The following is a 14,951-nucleotide window of genomic DNA, read 5'->3' on the forward strand; positions in this document are numbered from 1 at the left end:
GCAGGGTCGTGCGGTGGTGCGCCCTTAGATATTATTAAGAAATACATTCAAAACCAACAAGGTTAAAATCTGTGAAATTCACCTCCACCCTGACTGTCGGGTGGAGTCCTCTTTCACTTACAGATAGTAAATTGCATATTCCTATGTAAATCTACCCCCTATTCCTATTTGCACCCTACCATTCATTTCTGTTCGTATAAGCCACTAGGCATGCCAAACTCTTGATTAATAGTATCAATATTGATACTATTAATCATTGGCACTATTGAGCATTTAAATGGCAAATCTTGATCAACTTATAGAACAAATGCGGAATAATCCAAAAAATATCCGCTATGTCGATTTACTCAAGGTTTGTAAGCAATATTTTGGTGAACCAAGACAAACAAGTGGTAGTCACACGGTATTTAAAACACCGTGGCAAGGCGATCCTCGTATTAATCTTCAAGATGATAGCGGAAAGGCTAAACCTTATCAGGTTAGGCAAGTATTAGCTGCACTTGATAAACTTAAAACATTGTGAGGTGTCAAATGGATAGCAAACAATTTACTTATCGTGTTACATGGTCAGCAGAAGATAATGAGTATGTTGGTCTATGTGCCGAATTTCCGTCACTGTCTTGGCTCGATGCAGAACAATCTAAAGCATTTTCAGGGATTGTTGATCTTGTTGCTGAAGTTGTAGCAGATATGATCAGCAATAATGAGAAATTACCTGTACCGCTTTCAGAAAAAAAGTATAGCGGACGGTTTGCTGTTCGTGTTCCATCAATGGTTCATCAAAAACTAGCACTTGAAGCTGCGGAGCGTGGTGTGAGTATGAATCGTTTGGTATCGGCAAAATTGGCTATGTAGTTTTATATCTTGATGGTCTACTTGGAATGAGAATGACTGGTAGACCATAAACAAGAATAGCTGGTTGGTTTATCCAATAATTTGCAGAAAATGGAATAAAAATTTATCTAGACCTATCTACACATAATTTTCGTTAAAAATTAATATTCAATTTTTAGCAAGAATAGCGTTATATTTTGATCAAAAAAAATGCCCAGAGAAGGATCAATGGGCAAAACTAAGGACCTTGACGGTCATTCAGAAACTACAGCTAGCTTCTAGCTATGATTCTGCACTTAATTAAAAAAAGCTACACTGGCTGAATATATCAAAAGTTAAATCATGTGATTTATCATTAATTAACACACTTGAGAAAATGAGTTCATCACTCTGCTGATTAATACAGTAATTCACCAAACAAATCCGCTCTAATCTCTTCCAGGCTCAGATCTGATTTCATTCTATTACAGAGTGGATGAACCAGCAGACCATTCTCTAGCACCCCTTGGCCACCTGCGGCTTTGGCAATCCGATGATCCGATTCAGTAGAATCGAGATAGATTAATCCATCACAAATGGGGCAAAAGTTATGATTACCCACCAGAAAATTGTGCTTAAGCAAATTTTTGGTTAATGCTGAAAAGGCCTTGGGCTTTGATCGAGAGATCGGGCTAATCGATTCAACATATCCGACTACATGCTCTACAACCCCATCATCATAATTACCCAAAAATCTTTCAGAATAAAACTCATTAAAGTTGATGTACTTGAAAGCCTTTGACATCGACAAAATAAAGGTGTTCAGGCATTCTTCATCTTCAAAATCGACATCCATTTCCAGGCTTAAACAGATAAAGGCTTTATAAACGATTTGTAGCCGATCATAGCCTTTAATCCCACTGCCGAACTTACCGACCGTTTCAGTGGTCGCCACTGGAAAATTGGCAATCAAGAACTCAATACTACGGCGGACACGTGTAAACTCTTTAAAGCTAATGGTTCGATGGTGAGTCTGCATCAGGCTTTCATGAATTTCAAACACAATAGCAAACCATGCCAGAAAGGAAGTAATCTGAAAACGCTGGTCCTTATAAAAATATAAGAACGGATGTAAGCCCAAACTCGGAACCCCAGTATTTTTTACAGGAGTGGCCATTCTGCAAAGGACCGTAAACAGATGTGACATGATCTTTTCAACGCGTTCACCCTGATTCAGGCTCATGATATTATGAATCTGATCACCCGCGATGATATTCATGAGCTCATTGACCAAGCCAATTTTTTTGCCATGACTCATTTCAGTATCTAATAATATGGTAGAGAAAAGCAGCTGATGGATCTTCTCCCCCAACTCGATCAGCGAATTTAAACGTGTATATTGAAGCTCTTCTAAATTGGATTTATTGTCATTGATATAACAACAGGCATAGATCGCATAATATGCATCACTTCCCCGACTTCTTAGATGATATTCCTCATATTTATCTAGGCGTTTAGTATCTGAATTAATCGATTGGAATACGCGTCTTGCGTCTTCTGGAGTACCAAGCACTTGCCGGAAACTGATTTTAATATCGTCTAATTTAGATTTTTGTTCTGCAAATTTAGGATCAATACAAATTTTTTGGAAGTCAGCTAGATCTCCTAAATGATTTCGCAGGTCACGAATATCTTCTTTTTGTTGATCGCTAAAATTAGGCGCTTGAGTGGCTTGTTCATCTGCAAAATATCTCTTGACCCAAGCATAAATACTCGAAAGACGATGCGCCCCATCGATAATATAGATGTTGCCGTGTATATCTTTCCAATACAAGATACACAAATTGATATTTTGATCTTCTGTACAATTCTCAATAAAGTTTGCAATTTCCTGCACACTCCAACATTCAGTAGAACGCTGGTTATCCGCTTTAAATAAACATTTGATGATGGCATGCTTTTCAAAATCAGTCAGTGCCACTTCAAAATTATCACGCTGCATTGAAGGCGACATTTCTTCTGGCAACATGACTTTACGCTGAATGATATTCGTCAGTAATCGAGTTTGGCCCATTTTTTGTTTTCTCCAGGCAGCACTTTCCTATATTCGCTAAAGCACGAAATTTGAAAGTGCATATAGTTCAATTTAGTTAAAGCGATGAATTAAATGACCGTCAATATCCGGTCAGCGCTAACAAAAGAGACCTAAGAGAAATGGGGGGATTAGATAATAAAATCTTCATGTTTAGTACCTGTAGTTTAGAGTTGACTATCTACAACCATCTTTTCCACGAGATGGAGGTAGACCAAACAGGGGTGGAAATACCGCACTACAGAAGACGGCCAGTCATAGACTGCCCTGCCTGGCCTACCATAATGGCAAACTAAGCATAATAAGCACAAAAAACCGCTAAAGCGGTTTTAATGCTTCTGTAGTAATTTTCAGGTTTCCACGCCCGATTACAGATTTTGCTGTAACGTAATTATCATATGGGTATCTTTTTCTTTGGTCAAACCGAATTGGATTTTTTTATAAATTTTTGAATAAAAATATTAATCCATAACATATTGATCAAATGGAAAGCGAAGAAAAAATCAAATTCGCGGATTCCCAGGCCTTTGCTTGGCAAAGTAGATATTTGACAAAGCAAAGGCCTGGGCCCCTTTTTTAACCACTTATTAAGCTTAGGCTATTTTTAGAATATTTATGATTAGCAGTTTTAACTACAGGCTAGAATAAGGAATTTTCATTTATGAGCATTAACTCATCAAAACAGATTAATTCAACTTAAATACAGTTTCTATCTTCAGCAATGTATAAAATTGATTAAAAATTATCAACATAATATGAAAAAACGTACTTTTTATTTGGTTAAAAAACCAAAAAATCAACCAAAAATAGAGGGTTACATTATTTAAAACTGATTCTCCAATTAATTTAAAACAACACTCAATTTCATATTAAATCGCTTTTAATTTATTATTTTATTAACAATAAAAGGTATTATTTATATCAATAATATTTCAATTAATTTTAACGTAGCGTGATTATTGTCTTGCGTCTCAACAATGCTGTTTTTTAGGCTAAAAAACACTCAAAAAACCTAAAACCCGGGGTTGGATTTTCACCCTTAATTACCCCATTTTTGAGCGCTAAAAAACTGATTATCTGCAAACCAATACTCAGAAAAATCAAGCTGTAAAATTAAAAACAATATCCATATGTTTTCAATGTATTTTTTTTGATAAATTTCCGTTCATATGCTAAACCTCTGATAGAACCTCTCAGCACTCTTTTTTGATACTCTCAGCACTCTTTCATCTTGTAAAAGACGCTTTGCAACAGCATCTTTTGAACAAAATTATTATCTTTTTTATTCCATATTTTATATTTTTTTATTTTCACCTCGCCCTTTTTTACATTATTAAATTCACGCGGATTATATTCATCCCATTCAAAATTATCTGAATATTTTGAAAAATTATCTGAATCTTTTGAATAAAGTTTATTGATAAAATCTAAGAATCTTTGATAGTCAATCAAGTCATTTTCAGATGATGCCTTAAAATTCAAAATAGGACGATCTTTTTCAAGTGAAATTTTATTTTCTAAACAATAAAAAAAATGTTTAAGATCTTTCTGGGTTACATTTTTATTTAAGTTAAAAGGTTGCTCAATCTCATAGTGATTAGACCATGTCACCATTTTCTTCCAAGTAAAACCGATAAGATCCTCATGATTAGCATCATTTTTGACGTGACTTGTATAGAGAGAAAACGGCTGGCTGATCGATTGAATGAATTTCAATACTTCAGGATCGATCGTTGCTTTTTCTTTTTTTTCCCGCCACTTCCGGTATTCGTCTAGAAACGTTTCACGGTATAAAAATACGTCCTGTTGTTGAGGCTGCTTCTGCTTTTTCTTGCTCTTTAATGCAGCAGTTTGAGAATTATTTTCTGTGTGTGAATGAATCTTCTTCATCAATTTTAAAATATCTCTTTCATTCGACTGAAATTTAACCTTGAAATCGCGATGCATCAACTGACTATCGCCTAATAATGCCTTGATCAATTGAGGTGAATATTCACGGTTTGCTTGATAAAACATGTCAGCAATCAGGATATTCAGATGATGCAGATAATGTCTTGCAGTGATCCGAATGTCTTCATGCCCCATCAGATGCGCAAGTCGAGACCAGGCTTGGGCACTACGCGATGAAGCATCCTTCATATTGGGTAAAATGTGCTTTTTAAGCTTACGCCCAAACTCGGAATCATAGTCAGTAAAACAACGTACCAGTGCTATGCTGCCTTTTAAAAGGATAGCCAAATGTGAAGCGGTACTATGCCTGAAAGCGTGAAAGGTATATTGATGATCGTTTGTCCCTAATACAGTATTAAACAGTAACTGGGTAATTTTTGATAAATTTGTACTGGATAAAGGTTGTTCACCCAGCATAAAGAGCTGTTTGATTTTTCTATTGCAGACTGCTGCAGTCGCTTTAGAGCCAGGTAACTGGTTTTGATAAAAGCGACAAAATCCTGTGAACTCGTCCGGTGCTAAAAAATAAGCTAAATCAAACTGACGCGTGGCATTATCACTTTTCAGATCACGCTCAGAATTTAGACGAATCCTAAGGGTGAGATCATCAATATCACCCATTGTTTTTCTCATTTTATGGTGAGATCGATCGTCTTTCTGCTGATCTAAAGCGGATTCAAACACATAATAGAGCTGTCGATTGTCAGGATGTTTTCGTAACTGCGGAGATACAAAATCATCGATACAGATCCCGGCAGCTTCATCAATACGCAAGCCCAGTCTAAATGCCAATGTATAGACCCATTCTAGACAGGTTGCATCCTGCTCAGTCAGACCCAAAGCTTCTGGGTATTCTCTAAGAATCCGTATCATCAATTGAAACATCTGCGGACTAATGAGTCTGGTTTTTAAAAATAAACCGTCACTTTGACGTTCATATAAATATTGCACAATCGGTGCACGATGATTCTTGACTAAGTATTGGTGAAAGGCTTTCAGCCGATCAAAGGCATAACCCGAGGTATTGTATTTTTTATTGTTGTTGGTTTGTGCGGTCGTTTTATGATTTTTCTGATCATTCAGCAGTTTTTCTTCAACAATCGTGCGATACATTTCCTCAAACTGCTCTTCAGTGGCTGTATCTAGATTGATCTGCTGTTCTAGAACATAACAAAGTACGTCAAGCACAAAACTACTATAGTAACGCTTGATTGTTGAGACTTTAATCGCTGCTTTCCCATGATAAGCAAATTCGTTTTCTAACCACTGACACACGCGTAAATGTGCAATAGCCACTACATAATCTAGGTACTCGCCATTTCCAGCCTCATACGCAGATTTATAGTCCTCAGATTTTTGGATGCTTTCTTGGAGTTGATCCGCAAGCTGTTTGGGTTTGATATCCTGATGAAAAGATAAAAGCCAGGATTTCAGCTCATGACGTTGACCGGTTCGTCGATCATGAAATGTTTTGACTGTAACTGTAGGCATCTCCAAGTCTAAGACTTGAGGCTTTTTTTCAAGATTTTTGATTCTAGCTTGAATAGTTTTCCAGCAATCGGGTTGATCATAGAGCTGTGTATACTGCTCATAGATTAAAGGCGAAGTGATGATCTGATTGTTCAGTACACTGGTACTTAACACATCCAGATTAGGAATCTCTTGCCACAAGACATAATCCATATGCTTAAAAATGGCAAAACCGGTCTTTTCCAAGCCTTTTAAAAATAGCTTCACGTGATTAAGCTGTGCAAATGGCTGATCCTGACGTGCTTTTCTAGAGTCCCCCTCCTCCGCCATATTCAGTACAATGTTTAAATGGATTTTAAGTTTTTCTAGCAGTAAGGCTTCAGGCTGATTCCCCGTTTCAATTTCACTCTGTTCTTTTTCCCAGTACAGCAATGGCGAAGTGCTTTGTAATACATACCCTTGCGGTCCATTGAGTAGTTGCTGAATCCGTCGATAACATAGCATCGCAAAGGCATTGAAATAAATGTTTTGGGTTTGCCATAACTCCGCCTCTTCTTCCCCATCCTGACGATAGATGTTGCCATACTTTGTCGAGGGCAATGTGTATGAAAAGACATAAGCCTTTTGAACCTTTTCGGCATCTGAATAGATCGGAAGCAAGCCACTATCCAGGTTCATATGAAAAATCGCATCATGAATGGCTATCAGTCGTTCAGGTTGCATGCATCCCTGATCAAAAATTAATGAAATACACAGACATTCAAACAAGGTATTCACTAATTTTTGTTGCTCTTTAGCCGTAGAGTCTAAGAGGATACCTTGAGTTTGTTGTTTGAGATAATCCGCCCAATTCACATACAGTTTTTCTTTTACCTCGACGAGCATAGTACCCTGCTGTAACTTTCGTCCTGAAAAAACGTTGTCTAGACGTTTAGGTGTGTAGACGATCCAATCGGGCAACTTAATCTCATAGCTCTCGGCATAGAAAGGGTAATCCTTTTGCCACTGCTGGTTTTTCTCCTTACAAATCTGTTTCACTTGTTTAAAACAGAATTGAAGGTAATCTGCAGCATTGTCCTTAAATTTGGATATTTGGCAGAGCTGCTCTAAAACTGCTCTATAGAGAGTAAACTTGTCCAGAATTTGCTGATCAAGCCACTTAAAATCAATTTGAGCAAGGTCAGAATTTACATCTGTGTATGTAGCAGTGATCAGCTGAGAAATTTCCTTAAAAATGTCGGCGATTTCTCTTTTAATGGCATTTTCTAATTGCGTAACGAGTGATGTATCAAGCACAAGATGGTCCTTTAAAGCACTTCAAGCTTTGCGATTTCTAGTTTGTTGAGCAAGCTTTTAACTTGTTGCTGAATGTCGTGTTTGTAGAGATAAGGACTTAATCCAGAAATGTGACTGAATCCCATGCTCTGCTTATCATGGGTATATAGCGTATTGTGAATGTCACCACTCAGGGCGAGATGATTTTTAGTGAAATGCCTTGGCCAGTTTTTATAAATCTGCACGGTCTCTTTAAGGTAATTCGTGACAAAATCAGCAGACATGGGCTGTAACTCCAAATGCTCCACGACTTCCGCAAGATTCACCTGACCTTTTTGGGACTTGATCCGAGGATGTGAGATGACATAGAGCATAAAACCATCGTTTTCCAATTTCACTTTAAAACTAGTTATCCCGAGTGTCTCGATGGTTTGCGTCAGATATTTTCGATATGCATTGAAATGATCCTGCCAGTAGCCTGTAACAGGAACAGGACGTCCTACTTTTCGTGAATCAGTTTTTTTATCATGCACATAAAGCAGTTGTGCCTTAGGATCGTAATGTTTGAGTAACCCCGGCATGCCGACTATTGGACGTACCGTCAGGCAGATTAAGGAAAGATGCCACATCCAAATGCTGTAAGCATTCAGCTTCTCGATCAGATTCGCTTGAGTATTGGCTAATGTGTTTTTGACAAAATGATAAAGCTGATTAAAAAATTCACTCGCGGCCTCTACAGTCCAGCATCGCTGACTACCAATACGTTCCTCACGATGAAAAATATGGCCAGGGTGTTCATTCTCAATCCATGGATCACCTTTTCTACGGTCTAATAGAACATTAATATAGCCTTGAAAATGCTGGTCGATTTGATCGATCTGACGCCCTTCATAGTTCCATTGCACGATATGATGAGTATCTCGATTAGCCAACAAGTGTGCGACTAGGTTATCACCAGTCTCCATATCCAAATGGAAATAGATTTGTCGCTCTAACATCCCGCAGGTGATTTCACCAATCTGATGCTCTTTAAAGACTTCCCGCAAAAAATTATTGTACTCAATCACACAAAATTCAGGTTCCTCTAAAGCCTCTAAACTGGTGATCCAGGGTGCTGGTATGCGCCATTCCAGGGTTAAGGCCCGATTATAACGCTGTGCTTTATCTTGCATGGCACCGGAATGATTGGCATTCAGCTTGGGATCGATCACCCAATAATAACGGATGGCTTTTTTGACTGATTTTTTTTTAATTCTACCAATACCAATCAAATACTTGATCTTTTGAAAGACCGTTGGACTCAGACCGGTCAAGAGACACATCAGACCACACACAGCTAAAGCCGATTGATATGCATCATTTCTCGTATTTTCTTGATAACAGTCGTGCAATCGCTGATATACCTCAGTTAATAAACTGGGTTTCAGATAAAGCGGATTAGTTTTACAGGCTAAGTCACGTCGCTGAATTCGCTTAGCTTGCTTTTCAAGCTGTTTCTGTTTGTCATCAGCGAAACTCCCCTTCACCCGCTTGGCGATCTCATCCTGTTCAGGATCGACAAGATTGGCCTCTGTATCCTGTTCCTTATCATCATTCTCCACATCAAACGAAGATATGCCAGAATGAGGTGTGCGGGTCATGCGCTTTTGAATGTTGTCGATTAAAGTCTGAACATTGATTGACGATGAATTTAACCTACTATTGATGAGTTCATTACAAACAATAATGAATTGTTGAATATGGCGGCCGAGATTAAGCTGTTCAAAATCGTTTTTTATTGTTTTGCTCTCTAAAAAAGTTTTTAACTCATTGGCATTAAATTCATCCATCCCCTGGAGTTTTTGCGTGATGTCTGCATACAGCTGTTTATTTTCCTCAGCGTGAGAAAACTGCTTTTGCAACAACAGTTTTAAATCATAAGATACTGTATTAATTTTATTATTCTTTTCACACTTATGTAAAATAACTCGTCTTTCTGTCTCTTCAGCCTGAGGCTCTAACAAGATGATTCCCTTCAGCATTTCGCATAAGACTGCAGTCAAAAGATAGGAATAGATGAATGCTGATTTTTGTTGATCTGTTGGTTTTCCTATAGATGCACTTTTAGCCCATTGAGTTAAGCCTGCCAATAATTTCTTTTGTGTCACCATCCGATTGTCTTTAATCACCACATGGATATCGTGAGCAGCAACATACAATTCCAGTGCCTGCTGATCTTGCGCCAAGAGCTGATTCAAAATTTGTTTTTTTACACTCAGGGGTTGATTGACCCATTCTTCCAATAGTTTAATTTGCTTGTCAGCTGACAATTCATCAGTTTGGCTCATAAAGCTACCATAATTTTTCAGGGTAAAAATTGATATTCAGGTTTCGTTCGAACTTGAGCTTCAAGTCTTTATTCAGGCCAAAGTATTTTTTATAAGTGCTTGCACTCAATTGAACACAACGCTGCGGATTTTTACCCACCTTCATATACCGTGATAATGGCAAACCTAAGGTATCGGACAATTGAGTAAAAAAACATGTAAATAGAACAGCATGTACCTCTTTATGTTTGTGCTTTGGAACCTGTTCCAAATCTAAAGAAATTTTATGGATTAACCATTTTAGAATTTCAAATTCATCAACACCTTTATGGGATTTTTCACCCTTGTTAAGAATTCTTTTGATATAAGCATCCAGCTTGTTTTTAAGATTCAAGATAAAATGTCGAATAAAATCTGGTAAATCTAATATCAAAACTGCACTTAACTTGGTCAGGACTTCAAGTGATTTTTTTTGCATTTCCAATTTTTTTCTATCGTAACCATCTCAGCTGATACTGGCTGTATAAACTCAATACTGTTGAAATGGCTAATTTTTAAATTTACAACTTAGGCTCAACAGAATCTGTTAAGCCTAAAAACACCGACTATGATGTTATATGTTTATAACTAGTCAGAACAGAGCAATTCAATGAGTTAATGCGACATTTCAAGTAATAATTTTACTGTGGTGTTTCAAAAAGTATGCTTACCCAAGTTGTCACTTAAATTTGAGTGAATTACGGTAACTCTGTTTTTCAGATATTTACTTAATAAAGTTATTTGAAATTAGTTATGGCTGTAAATCTTACGTATTTCATTATTTAAAAATATTAATTATAGGTTTATAAAAGTTTATATAGGTTTATAAAAGTTTATATAAGTTTAAAGGGCTATTTTTTATATTTAAATTCATATACTTACATGCCAATAACCATACGTTTTGTCCGTTCAACCATACGTTTTGTCCGTTCAACCATACGTTTTGTCCGTTCAACCATACGTTTTGTCCGTTCAACCATACGTTTTGTCCAATAACCATACGTTTTGTCTCAATTTATCAACAAAATTATCAACAGGTAAAACAATTTTGCATCTAATTTGAGAAGTTTGTTTAAGGTGAAATTTAAAAATTTATAGTCTTAATTTTTTCTATTTTCAATTTTTTCAATTAATGATTATGTTTTAAACATTATCATTACATTTTGTCCAATTTAGATGCTTTCTCCATAAATTTATTACTTTTCTTTCGATTATTTAATTTTCTATTTCCTTTATTACATTATTTTAATGCTGTTAAAAGTATTGAGTAACAATGCTTTTGGTTTGTTTTAGCTTTATTTTTAATATAACCATACGTTTTGTCCGTTAGTAATGTTTTACCAGAAATATTAAATAACCATACGTTTTGTCCGTAACCTAATGGATAGATTTTTATTGATTTCTTTTCTTCCATTCTTGATTTCAATACAAGATATCATTAATGTATGGTTATAAAATTGTAACCATGGAGCTTGGTTTGAAAAGTACAGAATTAATAAAACCTTCTTCTCGTCGTGTTCAATACACTGATTTAGTGGCTACACGTAATGATATGACAACGGCAAATTACAGTTATGAAGCCAATGAAGAAAAGCTAGTTTACTGTGCTATGGTTGCTGTGCGCAAAAATGAATTAAATAAAAATATGCGCTTTGATCCGGATGAACTTATTACAATTAGTGCAGCTAATTTTGGAGAATTGATTTCGGAAAAACATTTAGATAAAGATGTTGTCACAGCCAGTGAGTTATATGAAATTCATCGCTATGGTGAAAAGGCCTTACAGCGTGTTTACGATAGTTATAAGCCTAAGGTGATGTTGATCAAGAAAAAAGATGATCCTACACCAATTAAAGTACCGATGATTATCTATTGTCATTATAGTAAAGAAACTAAATGCATGCAGATTCGTTTTGCTAGAGAATTTTATAATTATTTTTATAATTTAATTAATCCAACAGGGATGACACATTCATTTAGTACACACCAAATTCGCTATGTTATGCGGATGCGTTCTAATTATGCTATGCGGATTTATCGAATTCTTAATTCTGAACTATGGAAGGCTGAGTCATTAGGTGTTCAGCAAATTCATGATATAAGTTTGGAACGATTACGTTTTGCTCTAGATATTGAAGATAAATATAAACTGATCGATAACTTAAAAAGTCGTGTTTTGAATGTTGCAAAAACACAAATCAATAAGTTAAGTAATCTAGAAGTTGATTATGAAACGATTAAAAATGGAAAATTTGTTGTGGGTATACGTTTTACTTACAAAATGAAAGATGAGCATCGTAATCTAATTTTTCAACGTATCATTGATCGTTTAAAAGAAAAACATCTTAAAAATGCAATTCCATATCGTGATGATGGATCGCACTTTAAAGATAAAGAACGTATTAAATATATTAAACCAGTCACTCGGTTGAGTTCGAAGCAAATCACAGTTTTAGTGAATTGTGATGTGTTTTTAAATGATTATGGTTATTTTTTAGGTAGTTTGGATACGATTACAGCTAAAAAAATGATGCGCAGTTTATTAATAAATAAATTAGAGATATTGAATGATCATAAACCTATTGATTTAGACTACTATTTTTGGATACAAGCAAAACGTAATATGAATATTTTTAAAAAAGATGCATCTGAAGATAATATGGCAGATCATGAAGATAAAAATATTGTTGATTCTGATATGGATGAAATTTTAGATCCATCAGAAGATCAGTTACCGTTCTGGTAAGCATTTTTCCCTTTAACACTTTTTAATTCAATATGTATGATAAATAGCAGTACCCAATATTTAAAAAAACATTGGATACTCAATTATAAATTTCCACAGTGGAAATTTATAATTTTTATGGGTGGTCATCTAAACCGGCAAGAAATTCTTCTAACTTTTCAATCTTTTCTTGATTAAATTCAGCATTTAAACTGGTGCGAATATTTAGGACTGTTTTCCCATTGAGACTTTTCTCGATCTTAATCGAACCAAATTTAAGACCATTTTTATTTTTTAAGATCATTTTGTTTACTAGAGAGGCATTTTCGATGCTTTGATCTTGTTTTTTAGCTGTCTCTTGTACCGTTAATGCTTTTTCTATTTGATAAATGAATTTTTTTGATGGACGATTTGTTTCTGTAAATTCATTTAGGTACTTTTTCCATATGGTTAACGTGGTATCTTCAACTAGTTGATGGTTAAACTTTAAAACCAGTTTATTTAATTCAGTTAACAATTGTTGTGCGGTTGCACCTGAAATCGCTTTGGGGTGGATTTTTAGATCTTCTTTTATATAGTTTGGCAGTTTATAAAAGCTCATTAATCTAAAGTATTTAGATTGATCTAATTGATATTTTTGAGTAATAAATTCTATATTTTGTATAGTATAACCAAACTCATCGCAGTGTTTTTGTATAGCATTGACTAATTCAAAATCACTAAGATTTGACCGATGTAAATTGTCAATCAATGAAATTAAAGCTGTCTTTTCTGTAGATTTATCATCTCGAATAATTGCACGAATAGTCTTATGTTTTAATACATCACGAACAGCTCGAAACCTTTTTTCTCCACCAACAAGCTCATATGTTTCTTCTTTTTTGATCACAACAATCGGATAAATTTGCCCATTCGTTTCAATACTTTTGGCAAGCTTTTCAACATCTTGTAAAACTTTGTCTGTAATAATGCGAGGTTGATGCTCTGAGAAGTCAATAAGCTCTATAGGTAGATCAACAATATTATTTTCAGTCGATGATACCAATGCAACTTTGCCTGTTCCTGCTGCATTAATAAATGCTTGTTCCATTTCAAAGGCATCATCAAAATCGACAATGAGTGGTTTTTTCGCCATTACAGGATCTCCACCAAAAATTCATTTAATTCATCTTTTGCTTTACTACTACCCATTTCTAATACTGATTTTCCTTCGATCATTGCATCGCGAAATTGTTTGCGATCACGCACAATGGTATTTAGTGTTTTCACAGACTTGACTTGTTGTAGCAACTCTAAAGCAGCATCAATTTCTGTAGATTTGGTATTGGTTGGTGCTTTATTTAAGACTACAAAAGTTTCTAATTTCTTATTTACTTGCTTAGCAGCATTTACCAATCTAAGCACAAATGGCAGCACTTCGATATCTGTTTGACTAGGTTGCGTTGGAATAATAAGAACATCTGCTATTAATAATGCTGAACGAAACTCAGCTGAATCACGTCCTGCAACATCCAATACAATATATTTATTATTATTTTTTAACTGTTGTAGTTCTTCTTTTAAATTATCTTTGAGCGAAATGGTTGTAATCGAGTCTTGTGTTCTACGTTTACTCCATTTTATAGAGGATTGTTGATCATCTCCATCTACAAGAATAGTCTGACCTTTTTTGCTCAGAGCAACAGCTAAATTGGTTGAGAGTGTGGTCTTTCCAACGCCACCTTTCTGATTGGCAATTACGTATATTGTCATGGATTAAATATATAAAAATTAAATTTATATTAGCATAATTTTAAAAATTAAAAAAATATTTTTAAATTTCCACAGTGGAAATTTAAAAAACTAAAAGCCTTTTTTTTCTTTTGTTTAGTCCCGGCATTTGATGGATCGGATCAATCTTAAAAAGTTCAGGTTCATCTGTCCACTGTTTGCAGATGAATTCGTAGGGAGTCAGGCCCCTGAGTGTTTTGAGTCTGCGGTCGAAGTTGTATGTAGCAATAAAATCAGCAAGGTAAATGCATAGCTGAGTGTGATCGTCGTAAGGCTTTGTTGCACAAACCTATCTGTAACGGCTTTTTCAGCGATATAATTTTCAAATGAAGAAGCCTACACACAAAATCTACCGCACAACCAATTGGCCCGCATATAACCGAACACTCATGAGTCGCGGAAATATTGCCATTTGGTTTGATCCTGCTACGCAATGGTATGCGCCATCAAAAGGCAAACAAGGGCGAAATCAAACCTACTCCGACGCAGCCATCCAATGCTGCTTAATGAT

The 14,951-nt window shown here is 35.6% G+C and carries 9 protein-coding genes and 2 pseudogenes; 4 read left to right on the forward strand and 7 right to left on the reverse strand.

Features of this window, described 5'->3' with window-relative positions; translation table 11 throughout:
- Positions 1–397: 397 nt before the first annotated feature.
- Positions 398–523 (forward strand): annotated as a pseudogene (locus FTV29_RS15325) (toxin HicA); the annotation flags it as partial.
- An 8-nt stretch (positions 524–531) separates the two neighbouring features.
- Entirely contained in the window at positions 532–855 is a 324-nt protein-coding gene (locus FTV29_RS14210) for a type II toxin-antitoxin system HicB family antitoxin (protein WP_063454488.1), read from the forward strand.
- A 376-nt stretch (positions 856–1,231) separates the two neighbouring features.
- On the opposite strand, the gene FTV29_RS14215 is transcribed toward FTV29_RS14210, so the two are convergent.
- The 4 genes from FTV29_RS14215 to FTV29_RS14230 all read right to left on the reverse strand — a co-directional run bounded on the left by FTV29_RS14215 (position 1,232) and on the right by FTV29_RS14230 (position 10,384).
- Complete coding sequence (locus FTV29_RS14215) at positions 1,232–2,887, reverse strand: HNH endonuclease signature motif containing protein (protein ID WP_180075633.1); 1,656 nt, start codon at positions 2,885–2,887, stop codon at positions 1,232–1,234.
- Between the two features lie 1,233 nt (positions 2,888–4,120).
- Entirely contained in the window at positions 4,121–7,621 is a 3,501-nt protein-coding gene (locus FTV29_RS14220) for a hypothetical protein (protein ID WP_180075634.1), read from the reverse strand.
- A gap of 11 nt (positions 7,622–7,632) precedes the next feature.
- On the reverse strand, positions 7,633–9,927 hold the full coding sequence (locus FTV29_RS14225) for a hypothetical protein (protein ID WP_159138961.1): 2,295 nt from the start codon (positions 9,925–9,927) through the stop codon (positions 7,633–7,635).
- A 4-nt stretch (positions 9,928–9,931) separates the two neighbouring features.
- On the reverse strand, positions 9,932–10,384 hold the full coding sequence (locus tag FTV29_RS14230; protein WP_108676034.1) for a transporter: 453 nt from the start codon (positions 10,382–10,384) through the stop codon (positions 9,932–9,934).
- A 1,002-nt stretch (positions 10,385–11,386) separates the two neighbouring features.
- Between FTV29_RS14230 and FTV29_RS14235 the strand changes: the two genes are divergently transcribed.
- Positions 11,387–12,691, forward strand: a complete 1,305-nt coding sequence (locus FTV29_RS14235; RefSeq protein WP_000274553.1) for a replication initiation protein — start codon at positions 11,387–11,389, stop codon at positions 12,689–12,691.
- 115 nt (positions 12,692–12,806) lie between these two features.
- Here the strand turns inward: FTV29_RS14235 and FTV29_RS14240 are convergent, their stop codons facing one another.
- From FTV29_RS14240 to FTV29_RS14250, 3 genes and pseudogenes are all read right to left on the reverse strand, one after another.
- Entirely contained in the window at positions 12,807–13,805 is a 999-nt protein-coding gene (locus tag FTV29_RS14240; protein ID WP_001085468.1) for a ParB/RepB/Spo0J family partition protein, read from the reverse strand.
- Positions 13,805–14,422 carry an AAA family ATPase gene (locus FTV29_RS14245; protein WP_000158575.1) on the reverse strand — a complete coding sequence of 206 codons (618 nt, stop codon included), beginning with the start codon at positions 14,420–14,422 and terminating at the stop codon, positions 13,805–13,807. The genes FTV29_RS14240 and FTV29_RS14245 overlap by 1 nt, the downstream gene beginning before the upstream one ends.
- An 82-nt stretch (positions 14,423–14,504) precedes the next feature.
- Positions 14,505–14,711 (reverse strand): annotated as a pseudogene (locus FTV29_RS14250) (hypothetical protein); the annotation flags it as partial.
- Positions 14,712–14,766: 55 nt separating this feature from the next.
- Between FTV29_RS14250 and FTV29_RS14255 the strand changes: the two are divergent.
- The coding region (locus FTV29_RS14255) for a transposase (RefSeq protein WP_180001905.1) at positions 14,767–14,951 on the forward strand (185 nt) is incomplete at its 3' end.

It is taken from the genome of Acinetobacter sp. YH12254 (genome assembly GCF_013417415.1).
Taxonomy (GTDB): Bacteria; Pseudomonadota; Gammaproteobacteria; order Pseudomonadales; family Moraxellaceae; genus Acinetobacter; species Acinetobacter pseudolwoffii.

Excerpts from the sequence above, each read along its gene's own strand:
- FTV29_RS14215 (WP_180075633.1), bottom strand. The coding sequence starts at position 2,887 with ATGGGCCAAACTCGATTACTGACGAATATCATTCAGCGTAAAGTCATG.
- FTV29_RS14245 (WP_000158575.1), bottom strand. The coding sequence starts at position 14,422 with ATGACAATATACGTAATTGCCAATCAGAAAGGTGGCGTTGGAAAGACC.
- FTV29_RS14230 (WP_108676034.1), bottom strand. The coding sequence starts at position 10,384 with ATGCAAAAAAAATCACTTGAAGTCCTGACCAAGTTAAGTGCAGTTTTG.
- FTV29_RS14235 (WP_000274553.1), top strand. The coding sequence starts at position 11,387 with ATGTATGGTTATAAAATTGTAACCATGGAGCTTGGTTTGAAAAGTACA.
- FTV29_RS14225 (WP_159138961.1), bottom strand. The coding sequence starts at position 9,927 with ATGAGCCAAACTGATGAATTGTCAGCTGACAAGCAAATTAAACTATTG.
- FTV29_RS14240 (WP_001085468.1), bottom strand. The coding sequence starts at position 13,805 with ATGGCGAAAAAACCACTCATTGTCGATTTTGATGATGCCTTTGAAATG.
- FTV29_RS14210 (WP_063454488.1), top strand. The coding sequence starts at position 532 with ATGGATAGCAAACAATTTACTTATCGTGTTACATGGTCAGCAGAAGAT.